Here is a 24,643-nt window from a genome sequence, read left to right on the forward strand (position 1 = left end):
ACTTTAGTTTAGTTTAGTTTTTAGTTTAGCAAGAAGGCAATGGATGTTGCCTTCTTGCTTTTTTGGAATCTACCCAGCCAAGCAGTCCAAAATCCTGGTTAACAATATTTAACAACTTCTTTTAAAGAAAACAATTAGTTTCGTAGCAACAAACCTAACTATAGATGCACAGACAATTCCTACTTTTAACAGGATTCCTTTTAACGTTGATTTATAGCTGTAATGCGCAGACTGAGTTTAATGGAGGTTTTGAGAAAATCGATCTAAAAACAAATAGGCCTGTTGGATGGACTTTTGGGTTCAGTCAGGCAATGGAGAAGGCCTACCCTCCCAAGTTGGACAGCGTTATTAAAAAGAAAGGAAAATATAGTGTTTTGCTCGAAAAAAAGGAAGCTGGCTCTGAATATGGCGTAATTGGCTATACGATTGCCAAAAAATTCAAGGGCAGTACAATTGACCTGGTCGGTTCCATGAAAACCGAAAACGTGGCCAATGGCTATGCAGGCTTATGGATGAGATTAGATGGCGAAGACGGGTCGATCATCAAAATAGACAACATGGAGAAGCAGGGCATAAGGGGAACCAACGACTGGAAGCAATACCATATCAGGCTGGCGTATGGCGACGAAGTGAAAAGCATTGCAATCGGTGGCCTATTGGCTGGAGATGGCAAGGTCTGGTTTGATGACCTGCAGGTATATATTGACGAAAAAAAGATTGAAACCTTATCGCCCAAAACCCTTACCCTTGCAGAAAAAGACAATGAATTTAGCAAAGGTTCAGCCATCCAGCCATTTGTTCCAACCAAACAACAAGTCTCAAATATTGCAGTTGCCGCACAGTTTTGGGGTTTTCTAAAATACCATCATCCTGCTATAGCCAAGGGCGATTACAATTGGGATGCCGAACTGTTCAGGTTTCTGCCCTCGGTGATTGCAGCCAATAACAATGCGGCGCTGAGCACTGCGCTAGAAAAGCAACTGGACAAATTACCTCAAGTTGAGGCTTGTACATCTTGCAACAACAATAATCAGGCAAGCACTTCCAAACCAAATTATGGCGAGCTGTTAACCGGCAAGATATTGAGCCCATCGCTAACCAAGAAGATCGGTTTTATCCTAAAAAATGCCAATATCAAGGAGAGCTATTACATTGCCATGAACGAAGGCGTTGGCCATCCAAAGTTCCAGAACGAAATGGCTTATGCCTCCATGAAATATCCTGATGCCGGCTACCGCATTTTAAGTTTATACAGGTACTGGAACATGATCAATTATTTTTTCCCTTATAAAAACCAGATTGATGAAGATTGGAATAAAGTACTCTATGATTTTGTTCCCCAGTTTATCGCAGCAGAAAATGAACTGGCCTACAACCTGGCTGCATTAAAATTAATTGCAAAAATAAGTGACACACACGCCAATCTGTGGAACAGCAATGGAGTTTTGGATAAATATAAAGGCATGAATACCGCTCCTTTTAAAGCCAAATTTATAGAAAACAAATTAATTGTGAGTGGCTTTTATGTGGATACTTTGGATGTTAAAAACAAGGTAAAGGTTGGAGATGAAATTTTGACCATCAATGGCAAAAAAGTGGAAGATCTTGTTAAACAGTTTTTGCCAATTACTGCTGCTTCTAATTACGATACCCAATTGAGGGATTTGCCAAATACTTTCTTGCTGCGAACAAATAGTGCGTCTATGACCCTGGGATTCAAAAATGAAAAAGGCACCTTTAATTTCGATGTACCCATGATAAGTGTTCGTTTTTCTTATAAAAACATAGATTATACCAAAGCAACGGGCTATCATTTGTTAAATGATAAAATTGGCTACGTTTATCCTGGGAAATATAAAAATGCCGATTTGCCGGCCATCAAAAAGCTTTTCGAAAACACGAAGGGAATAGTTGTTGATATGCGCTGCTACCCATCAGAATTTATGCCTTTCACCTTTGGCGAATATATCAAGCAAGACAAAACACCTTTTGTAAAGTTTACTACTGGAAGTGTTGCTCATCCGGGCACTTTTGTTATGGGCGAAAACCTGATGAACGGCGGAAATAAAGATGCCTACAAAGGCAAAATCATTGTAATTGTAAATGCAGAAAGCCAAAGCCAAGCCGAATATACGACCATGGCTTTTCAAAGTTCGCCCAATGTTAAGGTAGTTGGCAGCCAAACTGCTGGGGCAGACGGTAATGTTTCTACCATTATTTTGCCTGGCGGAATTTCTTCGTGGATTTCTGGAATAGGCGTTTTCTATCCAGATGGCAAACCTACACAAAGAGTGGGCGTTAAAATAGATTACCCGATTAAGCCAACGGTAAAAGGCATAACCGAAGGTAGGGACGAGCTGCTGGAAAAAGCAGTTTCTCTTTTGGAAAAAGGCTGGTAAACCATCGCTACAGCTGGTGTTCTTCATCAACTGTTTATAGCAATTGGTATTATTGCTGAAGAATACCAGCAATAATTAAAGCCACAGCTCAACTGATTGATGAATCAAAAATCTATTAATCTGTGGCCAAACCTATATTCTTATGTTGGCGCAGACACCAACTAGAGCATATTTTATCTGCCTGGCCTCGGCGTAACCACCAAGCTCTCGTGCCCCGCTTCGTCTACCGATTGTACGCCAAAAAAGTAGTTGTCTTTAGAATAAGGTAAAGTGGCCGAAGTTTCCTTTACAAAAAACTTGCGCTCCCAAAACGGACTGGTGGTTTCGCGCATCAGCACATAATAACCTGCAGGAGCCTTGCCCTTAGGCGCCTCCCATTTCAGGGCTGTTTTATTGGTTAGGCCGGAAGTTAGAACCACCACGTTTTCTGGATCTTGTGTAGCCAAAGCCAAATTGGCCATTACCGACAGGTTCATCCGAGTTACTTTTTGCAGATAGTTATAATCTACATATTCGGGCAGATCGCCATATTTAAAACCGTTTTCGGTTCTTACGTCCTGGTGCTGGCGGTTAAAATCTTCGTTCATTTCTGTAATGCGCACAGCCGTAAAACCCTGTTGCGAGAAAGGCGTATGATCGCCACCACGTAAAAACCGATCTCTGCGGTAAATCAGTTTCACGTTTAGCTGGTCTACATACCTTTCGGCTACTTCTTTAATGTACCTGGCGGCCTGGCGGGCCTTCCCATCGTTTTCTGTGCCTGCCGATTGGCGCGCAGCAGCTTGCTCCTTGGTTTCTATCGGAGAAACACCTTCGCTAAATACCCTTACGCTTGTGTTGTCTTTAATATCGGTTTCCATGCCATAAGAATTGCCTACGATATCGTTGTTCATCAACAGGTGTACATTCCAGCCCTCTTCCTTTGCCCTTTTGGCCAGATTGGTGGCGCCATACAAGCCTTGTTCTTCGCCCACCATGGCTACAAAAACCAAAGTGGCACTAAATTTTTGCTTACTCATTACCCGGCACATTTCCATTACCGCGGCCGTACCCGAAGCATCGTCGTTGGCGCCAGGGGCAAAATCCTTGATGTTCATCACATCAGTTACCCGCGAATCGTAATGCCCTGAAACCATAAGCATACGTTTATCGTTCAGGTCTGTTCCCGGCAAAATAGCCACTACATTTTTAAGTACGGTAGGCTCTTTAATCCTTCGGCCATCGGCGGCTTGCACAAAACTATCATACGAGACTTGTAATCTTCCGCCACTGGCAACGCCATATTTTTCGAATTCGCTTTTGATCCAAGCCCTTGCCGCCCCGATACCTGTGGTTTTGCTCGTGGTATCGCTTAGGGTGTGTCTGGTTTGAAAGGACACCAGTTTTTTGACCAGCTGCTCTAGGTTAGCCGCAGAAACCTCGGTTAGCATAGCGCTGATGTTTGGGTCGCGATTTTCTGTTTTTTGTGCCTGCAACTTGCCTGAGAAAAGCAAAGCGATAAAGAGCAAGGAGCTACAATATTTTTTAATCATGATAAGCGTAATTAATATCTTAACTGGAAGTTACAATTATTTCCGATTTTGTTATCCTCTATCAATAATAATGATACTTAGTTTGAAGCAATCTATCAGTTGATATGTTAACGACTAAACCTGCAAAGCTCTAAAAACTATGCAAGCGTCACCTCATGTAAAAATCTGAATAGGTAGCCCCATGTATTTCGCTTTAACTGTAAATTCACCTTTGTTAACTTAAACTAACATTATGATGAAAAATTTTACGATGAGCGCATTGGCCCTAGGCCTTTGCTTTTCTGCTTTTGCGCAAGAGCCTGTAAACTCGGCTGCCGTGCAAAAAATCAGAGCCGAAGGCTTAGATAAATCTAAGGCTATGGATATTGCCTACCATATTACCGATGTAGCTGGACCTCGTTTGTCAAATTCTCCGGGCCTGAAAAGAGCACAAGATTGGGCGGTTAAATATTTCAATGAAATTGGCCTTAAAAACGTGCACCTGGAAGCTTGGGGCGAATTTGGCAAAGGCTGGCAGGTAGACAAATACTATGCCGCTACAACCTTGCCTTTTTACCGTCCGATTATTGCTTCGCCAAAAGCATGGACCCCGGGAACCAATGGCCCGATCAAATCTGAAGTAATTTTGATCAAGGCCGATACCGTTACCGATCTAGCCAAATACAAAGGCAAACTGAAAGGCAAAATCGTGATGGTTGAATCTGCCTTGGTACAACCGTTGAAAAACTCTTACACGCTAGACGTGGTTCGTTTTACCGACGAAGTGTTAAATAAAATGGCTGCAGCTACTCCACAAGACGGTGGCGCCCGTCAAGGTGGCCGCCCTGGCCAAGCTGGAGGCAATAACCAAAGGGCCATGATGATGAAAATGGCAGCTACCAGAGCAGCGATTGACAGCATGCTTTTGGCCGAAAAAATCGGGCTAAAATTAACTTATGCCCGTGGCAGCTATGGAACCTTCTTTACCAGCAACGGCGCTTCTTACAAACTGGATGCGAAACCGGTATCGCCTGAACTAGAAGTAAGCAGCGAAGACTACCTGCACATTTTGCGTTTGTTGCGTGGCGGCGAAAAGGTTGAGATAGAAGCAGAAGTAAAAACTTCGTTCTACGACAAAGATCCTAAAGGCTACAACGTAATTGGCGAAATTCCGGGTACAGACCCTAAATTGAAAGACGAAGTGGTGATGATTGGCGGCCATTATGATTCATGGCACTCGGGCACTGGCGCTACAGACAACGCCGCCGGTTCTACCGTGATGATCGAAGCCATGCGTATCTTGAAAGCCATCGATTTTAAACCTAAACGTACCATCCGTATTGCTTTGTGGAGCTCTGAAGAGCAGGGCTTATTTGGTTCAAGAGGCTATGTAAAAGAGCATTTTGCCGATCCTACCGACATGGCTCCAAAACCTGAACATGCCAAACTAAGTGCCTACTACAACTTAGACAATGGTACCGGAACCATCCGCGGCGTTTATTTGCAAGGCAATGCAGCCGTGAAAGACATTTTCCAAAGCTGGCTAACACCTTTCGAAGATTTAGGCGCCAAAACCATTACCATTAACAATACTGGCGGTACCGACCACCAGGCCTTTGATGGCGTAGGTTTACCGGGCTTCCAGTTTATTCAAGACCCGATGGACTACAACACCCGTACCCACCACTCTAATCAAGATGTTTTTGACCGTTTGGTAGAAGATGATTTGAAAAAATCGGCTACCATTGTGGCTTCGTTCGTTTACCATACTTCTGAGCGTGCCGAGAAATTGCCACGCAAGGAAATGCCTAAACCACAGCCTCCGCGTCAATAATTATAACAAAAAAGCTCCGAAGTTAATTCGGAGCTTTTTTGTTATACGGAGAATATCCTTTCTTTAAATGCCCACACAATCATTTGGTGCGAGTTTTTCAGGCCTAGCTTCTTGACCATGTTGCGCCGGTGGGTTTGCACCGTAAACTCGCTGATAAAAAGCCTGTCGCCAATCTGCCTGCTGTTATAGCCCATGCAGAGCAAATGCAGGATTTCGAGTTCACGCTGGCTGATTCCTTGCTGGGCTCGAGATGAAAAGTTAATGGTCATAACAGATTAGCTATTTTCTTTGGGTTTTGGACCAGCTCTTCTCACATTAACCAACTTTGTCATGATTTCGAACCAAAACGGACCCCCCATCGAAATCCCAACGGCTCCAATAAACAAGCCTAAAATCATGACCGAACCCTCTAAAAAAGTAACAAATCTCCATTTGTTACTTTTTTCATCTACTATCTTCAAAGGGTTTCCTTCCCAGCCGAAGATCAACTTATCACTTGATATATTCTTAATCAACGAACTCGCAAATCGATATTGTTCTGTGTTGTATTTTTTAAACGCGATATATTTTTCGGAATCCATTGCTTTTTTTAGAGAATCGACATTCATCTTTTTTGTGGCTGTATCTTTTAAGATCGTATTGTATTTTTGATCGATACCTTTAAAAGCAGAGTCTACTTTACTTGCATAATAATTTTTAACTACTGCTGGTTGGTCTATCATTTTTTCGGCAGTTGAGACTAAAGTTTCCTTCAATATCGGATCATTATGTATGGTTTGGGCAATCTTCACCATGTTCAAATTAAATATCAGGGTTATACAAATGGCTATTATTCTTGTAATCCACCTATATTTATTCTTATACCAGCCACTTACTCTTTCCATGTATTCATTAAACCATTTTTCAACAGCAGCTTGTAGTTGTTGGATATCTTTTGAAGTTCCTGATAAACTGCTTAACAACTTACACAAATCGTTATTCGAACTCTGCAGGATGAGGAGACCGTTCTTAAAATCTGCCAACGCATCTGTAGTTCTTTTGCCCCCCTTTTCTGCAACAATATCAATAATTGCCAGTGCGAAATTTGTAGCTGGAATATAGGAAGGTAATTTTTGGGAATTTTCTTTTAGTCTCTTGAGCTGCGGATGATCGAATAAACTAGCCGCTAAGCTCCTATTTGTATCACCATCCATTAATTGCTCAAGTGCATACTGGAGCATTTTTGAGCGATATTTTAAATTAACCGCAATTAATTCTTGAATAACGTAGGTTACAACACTAAAAATAAAAAAGATTAAGATAATAGCGATGCCCGTTTCCAAATAGCTGTTCATGATTGTTTGGTGTTTAATGATTAATATTCTTGTTTACCAACCCGTTCACTCGAAGGTTTAACGATTGGTATTTGGCATGTCTATCAATAAATAAGGGATATAAGTGTGCCTCCACTGATCTTCAAAAAAATCAACGGCTAAGGTTTTGGCTACAGTGATGAAACCGCTGCTTCCATCCCACTGATCGGGGTGGATGGTTTGGCAGCCGACACTCGAAACTTTGGTATAGCCCCCTCTGTGAATGTTAATACCAAATTGTCCTTCGTCTGGATAATCGTTTCCATTGTATCCATCTCTAGTAACCTTAACGGGCCTGCCTCTTTGGCAAAGGGCCAAATAAGGTTCTCCGCCACTCTGTGGCACATGGTTATCGAATTTATATACGATCCACAAGCCAGTGTTTAATGTAGCGAAACCTTTATTGCCACCAAAACCTGAGCCCTCTCTCCTAAAAGAAGCGTTTGCATAGTTAGCAGGGTTAGTATTTGCGTTGAATGATCGAAATACGGGTTCGGAATAAATAAATAGGGCATCATCATAAATTCCTCGATCATCTTTACCTGCTTCGCCCATGGTATTCAAGTAATAGCCTCTTATTCCGATAATCCATAAAGGGTGTGTTTGAGTATCAATAGAAGAGCCGCTTTCGCGAATAAAACTCAATAGCTCTTCTTTAGACATTTGAGGCTTTGTATGAGGTACTATTCCAGTTGTTGCCATTTGTAATATAAATTAGTTTTAAAAGTTTATGCCATTCTGCCTATTTCTGCCATTCGCTCCCTACTTGGCGGATCTCTATAATCTCCTCTGCTCATTCTGTCGCTATGATCTCTCATTGCTCTATCCATGCTATCGCGCAGCTGCTTCTCGAACGCCTTCTTATCAGCGTTTGCTTTCTCTTGGGCTTTTGCCGCCGCTTCTTGTTGTTTGGCTATTTCGGCAGCAACGGTGGCCACCGCAGCAGTTGCACCGGCAGCAAGCGCCATAGGTTCGGCCCCGGTTACAGCGGCGAGGCCCGCCACCACGGTAAACGCTTTTTCTCCGGCTTCGAATTTTTCGCCCCAGGCATGCCAGGTTTCCGAAGAGATCAGTGGTTCAGGGCTCGCACTTACCAAAGCCAGTACGGTATTGTCACTGGCTCTAATGGCAAATTGTCCACTATATTCGTCTGTTGTTTTCATCTCTTTATTCTTTATCGTAAGCGATACGCATGCGCACCAATAAATTATCTACATAGTCGTTGTTGGTGTCAATATTGCCGAATATGCTCTTAGGTTCTATTCTGATTGTCCACTCGCCAATAGGACTCACATTATTTACCTCGCGTTGGTTAGGCACTACACCCAGTTCGGCTGCGTGGGCGATATAGGTAGCTGCCGGCACAAATACATTGGCCTCATAGGCATAGGGCTGCACCCCTGTGGCAACTATTATTTTTTTAACTGGGGGCTTAACAAAGACACGCCAAAACTGCAACGGTTGCTTGGTATCATTTGGCACCACGCTTACATCTATGCCTTTTAGACGTGGATTGTTTAATTTGAGGTTAAGGCGTTTAAAGAAATCATCTGACAAGTTAAAAGTAAAGGTACCACCGCTTCTGGCTACCCTAAAGGCATCTAAAGTCATGATACGCGGACTATCGTAAACCGGTGGCGCACCAGCGGGAGCACCCGTAGAACCATCGTTTAAAGCGAAGAAAACCGTAGCTTCCCTCACAAAAAACATTTTCTTTTCCAGTTCGTAGGTTGCTTTTCTTGCCCAAAGTATCAGCTGATCTAAATAACCAATGTCTGTAATATCCGGCACCGGAACATCAACCTGATAAATAGCTTTAAGGCCCAAGGCTGCCGCTCTTGCCCTGCAGTAGGCCTCGATCAGATCCACTTCGAAGAGTTTTTTTAAAAATTCGAACCGAGCAATGTAATTGTTGCCGCTACCTTGTTCGTTCATCCTCGCAAGTCTGCTATTGGCATCCTCAAATTTGTATTTCAGCTGTGATTCCTGTTCCTTAAGCACATCTTTCCAATAGGTTGAGGTTTGGTCGCCGGTAACACTGCCTGAGGTTGGTGTGGCCAGATATCTTGTATTAATGGTATTGCCCAGCAACTTAGGCTCGTTTTCGGCAAAAAGCTGAATCTGGTTTTGCAGCGTTTCTAAGAGCTTTCGTTGCAACAGCTGGTCACTTGCATCGGCAAATGCTTTTATTTCAAGTTCTTGGGCTTTTAATCTTATTTCTACGCAATTGTTCAAGTGTTCGTTCAAGGTTTGGATGAGGTATTCAAGCTCCAAGGGCGGATAAGTTAACCAGGCATTCCGATAGTCTCTCAGCAGCCTGTCGGCGCCAACATCGATGGGCTGAGAAATTGAAATGGGCACTTGTCCTTCTGGAATGAATAGATTTTCGGCAATTGGGCTAGCTTCGGCCAATTGGTTAAAGGTGTGTTGAATATTGTTCATCGCTGTTTGATTAAATTCGACTTAACAGGCTATGCTCCATGATTAAGACGTTATGGTTTACCCAAAGCTAGCTTGAACAGCAAACCCATAGCTAGACGCAAACACCCTAATCAACAGGGTATTTTTACGGTAAAAAGAAAGAACATTTTACGGTTGCTAATCCGCTGATAATTAATGAATTTTAGAAAAAACTCAAACCAGCTATTTAACCCTTAAAACTATGTTAGTACAAGTATTCGAAAACCCGATTCATGGCGGAATCAAAAAAGATGACATCAAACAAATGGTGAGGCACTATAGAGGCGCCAATGTCTTAAAGAAAAAAATGAAATACGCTCATTTTAGATTAGAAGATGTGCTCGAATTATTTGTAAAGAATGAAGTCTTGCCCAAAAAAATCATTGACCTCATCAATAATGATGCTGAAGTCAAATCTCACATTAAGAAATATGGGCTAAAAATTTATCTGGGCAAACATAAAATACAAAGAACATGCCCAACTGACGGACAAGCAAAACCAGAAGATTATTTAAACAAAGTTACGACCATACTCTGCAACACCGACCTCAAAGAAAGCACCGTTTTATCTGGACCGTTTAAGGGTTTCAAAGATATGCTAAAAGATAGCAAATTTTTATTGGTAGGTGCCGAAAGAGCTACAACAACAGACCCCGGAGATGGACTAGACCAAGCTGAAATTGCACCTCCTTTTAATGCCGCAGATGAAGAGATTTATGATATAGACAACAAGCCTAAACCATAAGATGTGGCTAGCTAAAATACCCTTTTCTATAATCGCAGAATGGATGTGTTTCATCGCATCCATTTTGTTGATTAGACAGGCATCTCCCAAATTTTGGAAGTGGTTTATCCCTTATCTCGCAATAACCGTAGCCATTGAGAGTTTTAGTTTCTTTGTAAACAGGGTTTTGCACTTCGGACTGTATACCCAATGGTTGTACAACCTGTTTTTTTTGATCTATATGGTATTCCATATTTATATTTTCTATCAAATAATAGCTCTGCCTTTTATTAAAAATGTAGGCAGGGTATGTTTACTACTTTTAATCGGCTGTTATATTTGGGATTGGAACAGCAAGGGCTTTAATGTTTCTTTTTCTACAGCAAACACCTTATTTAACGGAGTGATGATCGTATTGTCGATCTTGTATTTTTATAGTTTATTTCAAGAAGAAGAACCACGAGATATTCTAAAAGAACCTGCTTTTTGGTTTGTTACCGGCTGTCTTGTTTTTTATGCCACTAGCACATGCGTAAGTGCGTTTTTCGATGAAATAGTTGCCTATAGCAAGAAAAATAATTTTCCTTTAAGGTACGTTATCATGAATTTTTTGAATATTATTATGTACGGATGTTGGATCAAATCATTTCTATGCCTCTACAGGGATCGGGCTTTTTCAAGGCAATTATATTAATATCCCTTGTTTTCTTTCTTGTTGCGGTTGGACTGATTTTCTTGGTTATCATCCATAACCAGCGAAAAAAGCTCCATGCAAAGGAAAAGCTTTCGATGAACCAAAAATTCGAATCCGAGCTCCTCAAAACCCAAATCGAGGTACAGGAACAAACCATGCAAACCATTGCCGCCGACCTGCACGACAATATCGGCCAATTGCTAAGCCTCACCACGCTTACGCTCAGCTCTATCAACCTGGCAAACCAACAAAAAGCGGAGAAAAAAGTCAACGATTCGCTTGCATTGGTCAACAAATCCATTCAGGAACTGCGCGAGCTGGCCAAGCTATTACATGGCGAGCAAATTGTTGCCTTAGGCCTGGGCCATGCCCTGCAGCAGGAATGCGATTGGCTGCAAAGAACAAGGACTTACCAACTCCACTTCAACAACCAGCTGACGGGCCTTAACCTCAATTCGCCAAATAAAGACCTCATCGTACTGCGTCTTTTGCAGGAAATCTTCAACAACATCATCAAACACGCCCAGGCCAAACATATTGACGTTGAAGCCAATCTAAACAACGGAATGCTGCAGCTTAGCGTAAAAGAAGACGGCATTGGCTTCGACTACGAAAGCATGAAAAAAGCCAGTCCAGGTATGGGATTAGCCTCACTACAAAAAAGGATAGCCCTCATCAACGGTACCATAAACATCTATTCGGGACCCAAAATGGGCACTTCCATTACCATCGAAATCCCTTATCCCTAATTTATGCAAACACGTATTGCCATTGTTGACGACCACACGCTCTTCCGCTCAGGACTAGCCAGTCTATTGGCCGAGTTCGACGAAATCGAAGTTGTTTTTGAAGCCAACAATGGCCTCGAGCTACAGGAGAAAATCAAAAGCCATTCCGAGGTTCAACTGGTATTGATGGATATTAACATGCCCCACATGGATGGCTATGCAAGCACCAAATGGCTCAAACAAAACTTTCCCGGCATCCACGTGCTGGCACTGAGCATGTTCGACGAGGAAAAAGAAATCATTGGCATGCTTAAAGCGGGTGCTGGGGGCTATATGGTGAAGGAATCGAAGCCCAGCGATTTGCTGCTGGCCATTAAAACCATGATCGAAAAAGGCTTCTTTATCAACGACCTGGTTTCTGGCCGGCTGTTGGTTTCGCTAAAGCAAGATGTACCCAAACCTGCTTTTACCGATCGCGAGCTCAGCTTTCTGCAATTTTGCAGCACAGAACTTACCTATAAGGAAATTGCAAGTTTAATGAATGTAAGTCCGCGCACCGTCGACAATTACCGCGAAGCTCTTTTCGCCAAGCTCAACATCAAATCGAGGACGGGCCTGGTGGTTTATGGCATCAAGCATGGGCTGATCACGATTTAATTTACAGGAAATCGTGATCTCCAACGCAAGCTGGTTTGTCTGCAACAGGCAGGAATCCCGCTCGAAATAGAACCTGAATCGGTGTCAAGGTTGAGGGCCTTTTTTAAACTTCGCAAGCCTCCTTGCCTCCTCCGCTCTTCTGCCTTCCGGCGCCTTTACTACCCCAAATCAAATTCCTGGTGCCTGTCTGGAATTTCTACGCTTTGGTAACCTTTGGCCAATATCTTCTCCCTAAAGATCTGTTGTACATCATAATCGCCGTGCACCAGGAATATTTTTTTCACTTTTTGCGGGTCTTGCTTGGCTATAAAGCGCAACAGGTCTTCGTAATCGCCGTGCGCGCTCATCGACTGGATGCTGCTTACATCAGCTACTACCTTAAACCGCTCGCCAAAAATACTGACCTCTTTAGCCCCACTCTTTAGGCGTCCGCCCAACGAATTAGGCTCGCAATATCCCACCATCAAAATGGTATTTTTCTGGTTGCCGATATTGTTTTTGATATGGTGCTTTACCCTCCCCGCCTCGGCCATGCCTGATGCCGAAATAATGATGCAAGGATCCGGATTGCTATTAAGTGCCTTCGATTCTTCTACATCTTCTACATAATGCAGGTTTTTAAAATCGAAGGGTTCGTCGTCTACTTTCAGCACATTGAGCACCTCCTGATTATAGCCTTCGGCGTGTTCTTCTACAATTTGAGTAGCCTTAGCCGACAACGGGCTATCTACATAAACCTTTACATCCGGCAATTTGCCTTCCAGATCGAGGTTGTTTAAAATATAAAGCAATTCTTGCGTACGGCCCACGCTAAATGCCGGAATGATTACCTTTCCTCTTTTCTGCACACAGGTTTCGAGTATCACCTTAAGCAGGGCCTCTTTGGTGGGCTGTGCGTCTTTATGCAAACGGTCGCCATAGGTAGATTCCAGCAAGATGTAATCGGCCTGTGGAAATTCCTGTGGTGCCCTCAGCAACAAGTCGCCATACTGGCCCACATCGCCACTAAAGCTGAGCTTGGTTGTTTTTCCGTTTTCCCGGATGGTGAGGTGCACCGAAGCACTGCCTATGATATGGCCTGCGTCAATAAACTGCACGCTTACGTCGTCGGTAAGGCGGGTTTCGGTGTGGTAATCAACCGCCACAAAATAATCCATGGCTTTAAGCACGTCTTCTTCTTCATAAAGCGGCTGTTCTAAAGGCAAGCCCCTTTGTTGCAGTTTTTTGTTCTTATACTTCAAATCGCCGGCTTGTATCTTGGCCGAATCGAGCAACAAGATCTTGCTCAGCTCTTTGGTGGCTTGCGTACCAAAAATCACGCCCTTAAAACCTTGGGCAATCAAGCGCGGGATAAGTCCGCTATGATCGATATGCGCATGAGAAAGGACCAGGAAATCGACCGAAGCGGCGTCAAAGCCAAAATTTTCGTTCAGTTCTTCCGTCTCCTGCCCCATGCCCTGAAACATGCCACAATCTAACAATATCTTTATCCCATTGTTAAGGGTAACCAGGTGTTTGCTGCCGGTTACGTTACGGGCCGCGCCATGAAAAGCTATTTTCATAAAAATTGTAAATTATTTTTCCAATATTAGAAAATAATAGACGAAAAGTTTTGTAAACTAATATATTAGTTTTAAGTTTAGTTAAAATTAGTATAGATGTTGTTTAAAATGACTTAGCTCCTATTGTAAACAAACAACAAAACACAACAATTATCATGGAAATAAAAGATTTAACGAAGGCAGAGGAACAGATCATGCAAATTGTATGGCAATTAGACAAGGCATTTGTAAAAGAGGTGATGGATTATTTGCCAGAGCCGAAACCGGCCTACAACACGGTCTCTACCATTATTCGTATTCTTGAGGTAAAGGGCTTTATTGGCCACGAAGCCTTTGGCAAGGCGCACAAATACTACCCTTTAATCAGCAGGGAGGAATACAAGCGCCACGCCACCGAAAAACTACTGGGCAACTATTTCGAGAACTCGGTAGAAAGTATGTTCTCTTTCTTCGTCAAAGAAGAAAAACTCGACCTGAGCGATGTTGACGAGATCCTAAAAATGATCAACAAATTTAAAAATAGGCCAAAATGAGTTGGGCGCATTATCTCTTGCAGGTAAACATTTACCTGGTTATTTTTTACTGCTTCTACAGGCTGTTGCTCGATAAGGAAACTTATTTTGTATTGAACCGCATCTACCTGATCGGTTCTGGCCTGCTTTCGCTGGGCATTCCGTTTATGCGCTTCGAATGGTTCAGCCAACAAGAAGTAAGCCGTCATATTTACGTGGGTGTAGACCAGCTGAACAGCTTGGTAGCCCAGGTAACCATACTGGATGACCAGGCTGCAAAATTTAACTGGGGTACTTTTATCGTATCTGTTTATTTGTTGGGGATTTTGTTCTTTCTAGGCCGATTTGTATTTCAGCTATTGGCCGTCCGCAAGCTCTTTAGCAGCATCAGCAAGGGCACCGCTTTTTCTTTCTTCAGAAAAAAAGTGGTTTCGACCGACCTACCCGAAATAGCCACGGTAAGCCTGCACGAAGACATCCACATTAAGCAACTCCATACCGTTGATGTGCTTTTCTTTGAGCTGTTAGGCATTTTTACTTGGTTCAACCCCATTATTTATGCTTACAAATACACGGTAAAAAACATACATGAATTTTTGGCCGACGAAGCCGCAGCCAAATTTCAGGGCGACAAGGAAACCTATTCGTTGCTTTTGCTGAGCCAGGCCTTCGGCGTAAGGCCCAATACGCTTACCAATGGCTTTTTAACCAAATCGCTGATCAAAAAACGCATCTTTATGTTGCACAAGGAGCGGTCTAAAAAAACAGCCATTCTTAAATATGGCCTGTTTGTGCCACTTTTTTCGCTCACTTTGGTCTTGTCTTCGGCTACCATCCGTAAAAACAACAAGATTTTAGCCGTGGCCCAGCAAATTCCGCTGAACGATGCCAAGGCTGTGGTTGGCCAGCTGATCCAAGCTCCCTTAAGCGTTGTCAACCTTGCCCCGCCACCCCCGCCAGATTCTACCGTTAAAACAACAGCCGTAATTGTAAACCAGTTTATGGAGCCGGCTACTGCGCCAGTCGAAAATACCGATAATAGCGGCGCCTCGCTAAACTCGTTTTTCAGGTATTTGTCAGAACGGGTAAAATATCCGGCCACCGCCGTCCAAAAAAAGATCCAAGGTAATGTGGTGGTTAATTTTAGTGTAATCAATGGTAAGCTGCAAAATGTTTTGGTACAGAACGAAATCGGCGAAGGCTGCGAAGAAGAGGTGATGCAAACTTTGTTAAACTACGACGATTTGCTGCAAAAAGATGGAAAATACAGCCTCAAAGTAACCTTTAAACTTGATGGTGCGACCAGCAAAATGCTTAACGAAGAAGCCAACAATCCAGCAGACTATACGCCAATCAATTTGTTTATCCAAGCTGCCGCTCCTAAAGAAAAAGAACCTGAAGAAGCTAAGCCCGAAGACAAGACCATCTACAATTTCGTGACCTTGGAGAACCCGCCAAGCTATCCGGGTGGCGTGAACAAATTTTATGAGTTCTTGGCCAAAAACATCAAATATCCAACCCAGGCCATCGAAAACGATATCCAAGGCAATGTATTTGTTTCCTTTACGGTAGAAAAAGACGGTTCTTTAAGTGATATTAGATTAGACCGCCGACTGGGCTTTGGTACCGACGAAGAAGCCATCCGCGTACTCAAGCTCAGCAAAAATTGGAACCCTGGCACGCAGAACGGCAAAGCGGTAAGGGTTAAGTACAACATTCCGATCAAATTTGCCTTGGATGCCGGCAAAAGAGAAAAAATTTCGCCGAAAAGCATGGCCATCCGCTTAAAGGGGCTTCCCGAAAAAGATGCGCCATTGGTTGTACTTGATGGCGAAATCAAAGAATATGCTGCATTGAAAGACATCGACGCCAGCACCATCAAAAGCGTAGATGTACTCAATTCGGCAAGTGGCGTGGCCCTGTACGGAAAAGTGGCTGAAAACGGCGCGCTCCTGATTACTTCGAAACAACAAAAAATACCAAAAGTAACTGCTACCCTGATTAACAGAAATTAAAACTAGGATATGAAAAAACTTGTGGCCTCATCGCTATTTGCGATGCTCATGATCTGTTCTTTTCAAAACTGGGCACAAAGCGTGACCAATTGGGATGCCTTTTACCGCTATCTGTCCACCAAAATAAGCTACCCTGCCGAAGCCAGAACCGAGCTGCTACAGGGCGACAACATCATTACCTTTAACCTGGACAAGGGAATAGTAAAAAAAATAAATGTACAGAACCAGTTGAGTACCAAAACAGACTTGGAAGTGGTGAACCTCATCTTGGCCTACCCGGCATTTAAACCGTCTCAAAACGGAAGCTATGCCATTCGTACTTCGTTTAGGTTGCAAGGCTCCAACAGCACAATCATTAACCAGGATGCCCAAATGCCTACCGGCTTTAAGGCGCTCAGCACCATCAATATCAGTGCCATGGCTCCCACAATCGCCAATGCGCCAAAAAACGGCAAAAACATCGAATTTAGAGGCGAAAATGGCACCCGCATTGTTTTGAGAAACTCGAATGGCCAAAGTGCCGGCCAACCTTTGTATGTAATTGATGGCAAGACAGTCGAAGATTTTGAAATGGCAACGCTTTCTCCAGAAAGCATAGACAGCGTACAGATCCTCAAAAGCTTGTCTGCCGTAGCCTTATATGGCAAAGCTGCCGAGAATGGCGTCATTGTGATTACCACCAAAAAATACGCTTCAGAAAAGACCAAAAAAACAGCAAACTAAACCCAAAAACATATGAAAAAACCGATTTTCTCATCGCTATTTGCGGTGTTGCTGCTCATCTTATGCCTCAACGAAACGAAAGCGCAAGACGAAAAGATATACAACTTTGTCAGCATGCAGCATCCGCCAACCTATCCGGGAGGCATAGCCGCGCTCTACAAATTCTTAGGCCAAAACATCCAATACCCTAAAGAAGCAGCTGCCAAAAACATACAAGGCAATGTATTGGTGTCTTTTATGGTTAATAAGGATGGCTCGGTTTCAGACATCAAGGTGGACAGGAAAATTGGCGGTGGCGCAGACGAAGAGGCCGTCAGGGTATTAAAAATGATGAAGAAATGGACCCCGGGCACCGAAAACGGAAAAGCCGTAAAAGTAGCCTATAAAATGCCGGTTAAATTTACTTTGGATAAAGGCACAAATGGCAAACCAGCGCTAGGCAATAACCAAGACAAGGTAGCGGGTAACGAGCCAAAAACGAAAAACCTGCCAAGCTATCCCGATGGTATACAAGCACTTTATAAGTTTTTGGGCCAAAACATCAAATATCCTAAAGAAGCAGTTGCCAAGAATATACAGGGCAATGTATTTGTATCATTTATGGTAGAAGCCGATGGCAGCATTAAAGATATTAAGGTGATGAAAGGAATTGGTGGTGGCGCCGACGAGGAAGCCGTTAGGGTAGTAAAGCTGATGAAGAAATGGAACCCCGCCGAGAAAGATGGAGAGCCTGTAAGATCTGCTTATAGCCTGCCGATTAAGTTTACTTTAGCCGCCAAATAAATCAAGACTGAGGCAAGAGCTAAAGCCATGTCAATTACCCGGCTATCATAAACCAAACAAAAAACCCCGGCCTAATGGTTGGGGTTTCTCGTTTCATATTTGTTCTCCTTTGTCTCGGATAACTAAATCTAATCATTTTTTTGCAAAAAAGCAAATCAGTTTCCAGTTCTCTGTAAACCGATAAGCCGTCGGCTTTCGACTGCAAACTGGCCGCCGAACTATCCTTCTTCCTCGCTAATGAACTTAGCGGCGTAAAAATCTCTGTTCATGCGCGCAATGTTCTCTAAAGAAATTCCTTTAGGGCATTCAGCCTCGCAGGCACCGGTATTGGTACAGTTGCCAAAGCCTTCGGCATCCATTTGCGCCACCATGCCTTGTACGCGTTTGTAACGCTCTGGCTGGCCTTGCGGCAATAAAGCCAACTGCGAAATCTTAGCCGACACAAAAAGCATAGCCGATGCATTTTTACAGGTCGCTACACAGGCCCCGCAGCCGATACAGGCCGCCGCTTCGAAAGCGGCATCAGCCTGCGCTTTCGGAATAGGCAGGTTATTGGCATCTTGTGCATTGCCTGTATTGACCGAAATAAAGCCTCCAGCGGCAATAACGCGGTCGAAAGCGGATCTGTCTACGGTTAAATCCTTGATCACCGGAAACGCCTTCGCTCTCCATGGTTCTACCACAATGGTGTCGCCATCTTTAAAAGAACGCATGTGGAGCTGGCAAGTGGTAATGCCCTCTTTTGGTCCGTGCGGCCTGCCGTTGATAAACATCGAACACATACCACAAATACCTTCGCGACAGTCGTGATCAAACACGATAGGCTCTTCGCCCTTATTGATCAGATTCTCGTTCAAAACATCGAACATCTCCAAAAACGACATGTCTGGAGAGATATCGGCCACTTTATAATCGACCAATTGTCCTTTGGTTTTGTTGTTTTTCTGACGCCAAACCTTTAGCGTTAAGTTCATATTTCCTGTACTCATTTTCTTGAGATTTGAGAGTGGAGATTTGAGATATGAGATGTGAGACTGGATTATCCGTTCTCATATCTCACGTCTCTTTACTCACATCTATTTATAACTTCTTTGTGCTATTTTAATATTTTCGAATTTCAGTTCTTCTTTGTGCAATTCGAAGGTTCCGTCGCCTTTATTTTCCCAGGCAGCTACATAAGCGTAGTTCTCGTCGTCGCGCAGGGCTTCTCCGTCTTCGGTTTGGTACTCCTCTCTGAAGTGTCCGCCACAACTTTCGTTACGGTTAAGGGCATCGATACACATCAACTCACCTAGTTCAATAAAATCGGCCACACGACCGGCTTTTTCCAGCTCTGGGTTATATTCGTTTACGTCTCCTGGTACGCGTACATCGGCCCAGAAGTCTTTTTTCAATTGTTGGATTTCTGCAATCGCCGATTTTAATCCTGTTGCATTACGGGCCATGCCACATTTTTCCCACATAATCAGGCCTAGTTTCTTGTGGAAATGGTCTACCGATTTGGTTCCTTTGATGTTGATCAGCTTGTTGAGCGTATCTCTTACGCTTTGCTCAGCCTCTACAAATGCAGGATGATCTGTTGGAATTGCTTTTACAGAAATCTCTTTCGACAGGTAAGCGCCAATGGTGTAAGGAAGCACGAAATAGCCGTCTGCCAAACCTTGCATCAATGCCGAGGCACCCAAACGGTTGGCGCCGTGGTCTGAGAAGTTGGCCTCTCCGGTACAGTACAAACCCGGAACGGTAGTCATCAGGTTATAATCAACCCAAAGGCCACCCATGGTATAGTGAACGGCCGGATAGATACGCATCGGCGTTTCATATGGATCTTCGCCAGTAATCTGCTTGTACATATCGAACAGGTTACCATATTTCTCTTTGATTACTTCTGTACCTAAACGCATGCAGGTTTCCTGATCAGGATTATGGTTACCAGCTTTAGCGGCTTCAATACGGCCATAGCGTTCTGTATTGGCTTTGAAATCGAGGTAAACCGCCAGTTTAGAAGCCCCTACGCCATAACCGGCATCGCAACGCTCTTTGGCAGCTCTCGAAGCCACATCGCGTGGCACCAAGTTACCAAAAGCAGGGTAACGACGCTCCAGGTAATAATCTCTTTCGTCTTCAGGAATTTCAGAAGCTTTACGGGTATCGTCTTTCTTTTTAGGCACCCAGATCCTGCCGTCGTTACGCAACGATTCGGACATCAAAGTCAGTTTCGACTGGTGATCGCCAGAAACCGGGATACAGGTTGGGTGAATTTGCGTGTAGCATGGATTGGCAAAGAAAGCACCTTGTTTGTTGGCTTTCCAGGCCGCGGTTACATTGCTGCCCATGGCGTTGGTAGAAAGGAAGAACACGTTTCCGTAACCTCCAGTTCCTAAAACAACCGCATGGCCGAAGTGGCGCTCCAATTCGCCGGTAATCAGGTTACGAGCGATAATTCCACGTGCCTTGCCGTCAATCTTAACCACTTCCAACATTTCGTGGCGGGTAAACATTTCTACTTTACCCATCCCAATTTGGCGCTCTAAAGCACTGTAGGCGCCCAAAAGCAATTGCTGTCCAGTTTGGCCAGCGGCATAAAAAGTTCTTTGTACCTGTGTACCGCCAAAAGAACGGTTATCTAACAAGCCACCATATTCTCTGGCCAAAGGCACGCCTTGAGCCACGCATTGGTCGATAATGTTGGCACTTACCTCTGCCAAACGGTGCACGTTGGCTTCGCGGGCACGGTAATCGCCACCTTTAATGGTGTCATAAAACAAGCGGTAAGTGCTATCGCCGTCGTTCTGATAGTTCTTGGCGGCGTTGATACCACCTTGAGCCGCAATAGAGTGCGCCCTACGAGGCGAGTCCTGAAAACAGAAGCATTTTACTTTGTAGCCCATTTCGGCCAAAGTGGCGGCGGCCGAAGCACCTGCCAAGCCCGAACCTACTACAATTACTTCTAAGCTTCTTTTGTTAGAAGGGTTAACCAAGGCTACAGACGATTTGTATTTCGTCCATTTGCTGGTCAATTCTCCCTCAGGTATATTTGAATTTAATGCTGACATTATATTTAGCTTTATTCGTCCAAAATTATTTTAAAAACTCCATCCAAAGTAGATTGCAATTGGCATCAGTGCAAAAAGCAACGGAACGATGATCGAGAACCAAACACCAAGGGTTTTGATGATCGGCGTATATTTTTTATGGTTCCAGCCCAAGGTTTGAAAGGCCGAAGCAAAACCATGCAACAGGTGATAAGCCAATGAGATCATGGCCAATACGTAAAGCACCACGCGCCATGGCTGACTAAATTTGGCATGCATCACCGCATATAAATCTTCGTGGCCAGCGGCATCTAGTGGCGTACCGCCATTAAATTGCTCGATACCGGTAAAGCGCGAAACCACCCAGAAATCAGACAAGTGCACAATCAGGAACATGAGCAACAAGGTGCCCAACAAACCCATGGACCGCGAATACCATTTGCTGTTGGCATTGCCATTGTTGTAGGCATATTTTTCAGGACGGGCGGCCTGGTTTTGAAAGGTTAATCTGGCGCCCTGTACAATATGCAAAAGCAAGCCTGCCATCAAAACAACTTCCATAGCCCTGATGATCCAGTTAGTGGCCATAAAATGTGCGCCTTCGTTAAACAGTACACCGGTATTGTCAAAAAACACAAAAGCGTTTAAGAAACAGTGAACCACTAAAAAAGAGATTAAAAACAGGCCTGTGATGCCCATTATTAGTTTTTTTCCTATAGAAGAGGAAAAAGCATTTGCGATACTACCCATTAGCTTTTAATTTATATTCTAGACTGCAAAAGTATTTAAAATATGATTTAAAATAAGATTGCAGATGATAAAATCGTGACAAATAAACAATTTAGAAACATTCTAAAAAAAGAAATTGATTTTGGCAGAAATTGACATTCGCTGAAGCAGTTAGCCCACTAAAGCCCATAAAAAAAGGACAGCTTTTGGGCTGTCCTTTTTCTCAACTATGAATTTGGAAACTTAGTTCCCAAACGAAATGGTAAACATGCGGTTATCGCTAACGCCCGAAATGGTAATTTGACCATCGCGAGAAGTTGGCAGGGCTTTTTCGATATCGGCTACGCTATTTACAGACACGCCGTTTACCTTGGTAATGATGGCGCCTTTTGGCACGTCGTAGTAATCAAAAAGCTGACCGGCTTTTACATCGGTAACCACCACGCCGTTTTTAAGGTTAAATTTGGCTTTGGCCGCTGCTGATGCAGGCGCAAAAGATGCACCCAATTTGCTTACGGTGGCACCTGTTGGTTTTTCGGCCGGTGCTTTGGTAGAAGCCAGGCTTACATTACTTTCAGGCTTTAAGGTTACGGTTACGTTTTTCATTGAGCCATCGGCTTTCAAAACAGATAAAGCTACTTTATCGCCTGGACGCATACGGCCCACTTTTTCTTGCAGATCTGGCGAGTCGTAAATTTCGGTTCCGTTTACTTTTTTAATGATATCGCCTTCTTTAATGCCTGCGGCAGCTGCGCCACCATTAGGCACAACGCCACTAACATAAAGGCCATTAATATCTTTCACTTTTAAACGTTCGGCAACGTCGGCATCCAAAGCTTGGAAGGTTACACCGATATAGCCACGTTTTACAGTACCGAATTCTTTAAAGTCTTCTAAGATTTTTTTGGCCAGGTTGATTGGAATAGCGAAACCATATCCTTCGCTTCTGCCGGTTTCTGAAGCGATAGCGGCATTGATACCGATCAGCTCGCCGTTGGCATTCACCAAAGCGCCGCCACTGTTGCCTGGGTTGATGGCCGCATCGGTTTGGATATACGATTCGATGGCATTATTAGCCGGAAGGTCTGGCATCTTGCCGGTTCTTTGATACTCTTCGTATTGTTCGCGGGTTGGTTGTCGCTGTTCTCTATTCAAGATACCGATGTTTCGTGCTTTTGCGCTCACGATACCCGCAGTAACTGTGGTCTGCAAATCCAATGGAAAACCAACAGCAAGCACCCATTCGCCCACCTGCACATTATCAGAGTTGCCCATTTTTACAAAAGGAAGATCTTTTGCATCCACCTTAATCAATGCCAAATCTGTATTGGCATCCTTGCCAATTACTTTGGCCATTACTTTTTTCCTGTTCGACAAAACCACTTCGATTTTATCGGCATTGTCAACCACGTGGTTATTGGTTACGATATAGCCATCAGGGGTTAAGATTACACCCGAACCCGATGCGGCTCTTGGCACGCGTTGCATTCTTCGGCCGCCGCCACCAAAAAACTGTTCAAACATATCGTCCATGCTGCCACCGCCTTGCTCGGCATCGCTGTTGTTATTGCTGTAAGTAGTCCTGATATGTACTACCGCCGGAGATACTGCTGCTGCCGCTTGTACAAAATCAACCGAACCTGATGAAGCCACCTTGATCGGGTTGTTGGCAAACATCATGTTTTGTTTCTCTGCTAATGAGTAGCTATCGTTTTTGCGCTCCAATAGTTTATAAGCGCCTATTGCAACTGCCCCACCTAAGAAAGCAGCCAACACTATTAATCCTATTTTTTTCATTTGCTAATTATTTACTTTTATTTTAACAAGCCGGCAACAGCTTTCTTGGCCTCTCACCCGGGCGGTTGGCTCAGCTTGCTTTTGCCGAAAATGTATTATTTACTTTTTTACTGATGTGTTACTCAAAATTAATACCATATAAACGATATTTGTATCATTCGAACATCCTAATTTTTGTTAAAAAATGTTAAATCAAATTTAGATTTGGATTTTCCGTTTTCCACTAACAAATATTTTATTTTTAAATGAAGAAAGCATGAACATCAAATTCTCCAAATACCAAGGCGCCGGCAACGATTTTATCCTGATCGACCACCGCATGAGCCCGCTCGAAAACATTGATAACGAGCTCGTAGCCCAGCTTTGCCACCGCAGATTTGGCATTGGTGCCGATGGCTTGATGTTTTTGCTGGACCATGAGGATTACGATTTTGAAATGGTGTACTATAACGCCGATGGCAAACCTGGCAGCATGTGCGGCAATGGCGGTCGTTGCATCGTGGCTTTTGCCAAACACTTGGGCATTTTTGACAGCGAAACCAATTTTTTGGCAGTAGACGGCCCACATTATGCCAAAATTACAGCCGAAGGCGATTGGGTAGAGCTGCAGATGATTGATGTTGAACAGGTAGAAAAAGACGGAGATGCCTTTGTACTGAATACCGGTTCGCCACATTATGTAGCGCAGGTAAAAAACCTGGCTTCCTTAGATGTTTTTAACCAAGGCAAAGCCATCCGCAACAACGAAACCTACCAAGCCAATGGCATCAACGTAAACTTTGTAGAACCTAAACCCGACCGTTTGTTTGTCCGTACTTTTGAGCGTGGCGTTGAAGACGAAACCTATGCCTGTGGCACCGGCGTAACGGCAGTTGCCATGGCCATGGCCAAGCACCAGCAACAAATTGGCAAAGTAGAAACACCTATTGAGGTTTTGGGTGGCAAACTGCAGGTTAACTTCAATTACGATGGCCAAAAATTTACCGATGTATTTTTATGTGGCCCTGCCGAAAAGGTTTTTGACGGAGAACTGGATATATAGCGAAGGGCGTATAGCGTATTGACACAGGATTAATAGCTAATTTTACCGCCTCTTGGGTACGGCGCAAAATATAAAATATGTTGTCA

At 43.7% G+C, this 24,643-nt stretch carries 21 protein-coding genes; 10 read left to right on the forward strand and 11 right to left on the reverse strand.

What is annotated here, in order from left to right; translation table 11 throughout:
• Positions 1–335: 335 nt before the first annotated feature.
• A complete protein-coding gene (locus tag AC6H1S_RS17045; RefSeq protein WP_497564391.1) occupies positions 336–2,399 on the forward strand; it encodes a S41 family peptidase in 2,064 nt (687 codons plus the stop codon).
• Positions 2,400–2,572: 173 nt separating this feature from the next.
• Here AC6H1S_RS17045 and AC6H1S_RS17050 read toward each other — a convergent pair whose 3' ends face one another.
• Complete coding sequence (locus AC6H1S_RS17050) at positions 2,573–3,931, reverse strand: M28 family peptidase (RefSeq protein ID WP_497564392.1); 1,359 nt, start codon at positions 3,929–3,931, stop codon at positions 2,573–2,575.
• Between the two features lie 232 nt (positions 3,932–4,163).
• Here AC6H1S_RS17050 and AC6H1S_RS17055 point away from each other — a divergent pair, with 232 nt between their 5' ends.
• Positions 4,164–5,744, forward strand: a complete 1,581-nt coding sequence (locus tag AC6H1S_RS17055) for a M28 family metallopeptidase (RefSeq protein WP_497564393.1) — start codon at positions 4,164–4,166, stop codon at positions 5,742–5,744.
• 41 nt (positions 5,745–5,785) lie between these two features.
• Here AC6H1S_RS17055 and AC6H1S_RS17060 read toward each other — a convergent pair whose 3' ends face one another.
• The 5 genes from AC6H1S_RS17060 to AC6H1S_RS17080 form a co-directional block, all read right to left on the reverse strand.
• On the reverse strand, positions 5,786–6,013 hold the full coding sequence (locus AC6H1S_RS17060) for a response regulator transcription factor (protein WP_199136165.1): 228 nt from the start codon (positions 6,011–6,013) through the stop codon (positions 5,786–5,788).
• Between the two features lie 6 nt (positions 6,014–6,019).
• Positions 6,020–7,078: a hypothetical protein gene (locus AC6H1S_RS17065; RefSeq protein WP_497564394.1), complete on the reverse strand. Its 1,059-nt coding sequence runs from the start codon at positions 7,076–7,078 to the stop codon at positions 6,020–6,022.
• Positions 7,079–7,135: 57 nt separating this feature from the next.
• Positions 7,136–7,759 (reverse strand): hypothetical protein, encoded by a 624-nt coding sequence (locus AC6H1S_RS17070; protein ID WP_199136169.1) that lies wholly within the window; start codon positions 7,757–7,759, stop codon positions 7,136–7,138.
• 65 nt (positions 7,760–7,824) lie between these two features.
• Positions 7,825–8,259 carry a hypothetical protein gene (locus tag AC6H1S_RS17075; protein ID WP_199136171.1) on the reverse strand — a complete coding sequence of 145 codons (435 nt, stop codon included), beginning with the start codon at positions 8,257–8,259 and terminating at the stop codon, positions 7,825–7,827.
• A 4-nt stretch (positions 8,260–8,263) separates the two neighbouring features.
• Positions 8,264–9,538: a hypothetical protein gene (locus AC6H1S_RS17080; RefSeq protein ID WP_199136173.1), complete on the reverse strand. Its 1,275-nt coding sequence runs from the start codon at positions 9,536–9,538 to the stop codon at positions 8,264–8,266.
• A 220-nt stretch (positions 9,539–9,758) separates the two neighbouring features.
• Between AC6H1S_RS17080 and AC6H1S_RS17085 the strand changes: the two genes are divergently transcribed.
• The 3 genes from AC6H1S_RS17085 (at position 9,759) to AC6H1S_RS17095 (ending at position 12,359) form a co-directional block, all read left to right on the forward strand.
• Complete coding sequence (locus AC6H1S_RS17085; RefSeq protein WP_497564395.1) at positions 9,759–10,301, forward strand: hypothetical protein; 543 nt, start codon at positions 9,759–9,761, stop codon at positions 10,299–10,301.
• 630 nt (positions 10,302–10,931) lie between these two features.
• On the forward strand, positions 10,932–11,723 hold the full coding sequence (locus AC6H1S_RS17090) for a sensor histidine kinase (RefSeq protein WP_497564396.1): 792 nt from the start codon (positions 10,932–10,934) through the stop codon (positions 11,721–11,723).
• Between the two features lie 3 nt (positions 11,724–11,726).
• The gene (locus tag AC6H1S_RS17095) at positions 11,727–12,359 is read left to right on the forward strand and encodes a response regulator transcription factor (protein WP_199136179.1); all 633 of its coding nucleotides are present in this window, start codon (positions 11,727–11,729) and stop codon (positions 12,357–12,359) included.
• Positions 12,360–12,517: 158 nt separating this feature from the next.
• Here AC6H1S_RS17095 and AC6H1S_RS17100 read toward each other — a convergent pair whose 3' ends face one another.
• Positions 12,518–13,921 (reverse strand): MBL fold metallo-hydrolase RNA specificity domain-containing protein, encoded by a 1,404-nt coding sequence (locus AC6H1S_RS17100; RefSeq protein WP_199136181.1) that lies wholly within the window; start codon positions 13,919–13,921, stop codon positions 12,518–12,520.
• Positions 13,922–14,076: 155 nt separating this feature from the next.
• Between AC6H1S_RS17100 and AC6H1S_RS17105 the strand changes: the two genes are divergently transcribed.
• From AC6H1S_RS17105 to AC6H1S_RS17120, 4 genes are read left to right on the forward strand one after another with little or no spacing between them, the layout of a single operon-like run.
• Complete coding sequence (locus AC6H1S_RS17105) at positions 14,077–14,454, forward strand: BlaI/MecI/CopY family transcriptional regulator (RefSeq protein ID WP_199136183.1); 378 nt, start codon at positions 14,077–14,079, stop codon at positions 14,452–14,454.
• Entirely contained in the window at positions 14,451–16,448 is a 1,998-nt protein-coding gene (locus tag AC6H1S_RS17110; RefSeq protein WP_497564397.1) for a TonB family protein, read from the forward strand. The genes AC6H1S_RS17105 and AC6H1S_RS17110 overlap by 4 nt, the downstream gene beginning before the upstream one ends.
• Positions 16,449–16,457: 9 nt before the next feature.
• Complete coding sequence (locus AC6H1S_RS17115) at positions 16,458–17,171, forward strand: TonB-dependent receptor plug domain-containing protein (RefSeq protein WP_497564398.1); 714 nt, start codon at positions 16,458–16,460, stop codon at positions 17,169–17,171.
• Positions 17,172–17,183: 12 nt separating this feature from the next.
• On the forward strand, positions 17,184–17,954 hold the full coding sequence (locus AC6H1S_RS17120) for an energy transducer TonB (protein ID WP_497564399.1): 771 nt from the start codon (positions 17,184–17,186) through the stop codon (positions 17,952–17,954).
• 218 nt (positions 17,955–18,172) lie between these two features.
• On the opposite strand, the gene AC6H1S_RS17125 is transcribed toward AC6H1S_RS17120, so the two are convergent.
• From AC6H1S_RS17125 to AC6H1S_RS17140, 4 genes are all read right to left on the reverse strand, one after another.
• Positions 18,173–18,943: a succinate dehydrogenase/fumarate reductase iron-sulfur subunit gene (locus AC6H1S_RS17125; RefSeq protein WP_199136374.1), complete on the reverse strand. Its 771-nt coding sequence runs from the start codon at positions 18,941–18,943 to the stop codon at positions 18,173–18,175.
• Positions 18,944–19,030: 87 nt separating this feature from the next.
• The gene (locus tag AC6H1S_RS17130; RefSeq protein ID WP_199136191.1) at positions 19,031–21,010 is read right to left on the reverse strand and encodes a fumarate reductase/succinate dehydrogenase flavoprotein subunit; all 1,980 of its coding nucleotides are present in this window, start codon (positions 21,008–21,010) and stop codon (positions 19,031–19,033) included.
• A 30-nt stretch (positions 21,011–21,040) separates the two neighbouring features.
• Entirely contained in the window at positions 21,041–21,739 is a 699-nt protein-coding gene (locus AC6H1S_RS17135) for a succinate dehydrogenase cytochrome b subunit (RefSeq protein WP_199136193.1), read from the reverse strand.
• Between the two features lie 222 nt (positions 21,740–21,961).
• On the reverse strand, positions 21,962–23,515 hold the full coding sequence (locus AC6H1S_RS17140; protein WP_497564400.1) for a trypsin-like peptidase domain-containing protein: 1,554 nt from the start codon (positions 23,513–23,515) through the stop codon (positions 21,962–21,964).
• A gap of 256 nt (positions 23,516–23,771) precedes the next feature.
• Here AC6H1S_RS17140 and dapF point away from each other — a divergent pair, with 256 nt between their 5' ends.
• Positions 23,772–24,557: a diaminopimelate epimerase gene (dapF, locus tag AC6H1S_RS17145; protein ID WP_199136197.1), complete on the forward strand. Its 786-nt coding sequence runs from the start codon at positions 23,772–23,774 to the stop codon at positions 24,555–24,557.
• Positions 24,558–24,643: the final 86 nt, after the last annotated feature.

The sequence above is a fragment of the Pedobacter sp. TM02 genome (assembly GCF_059705275.1).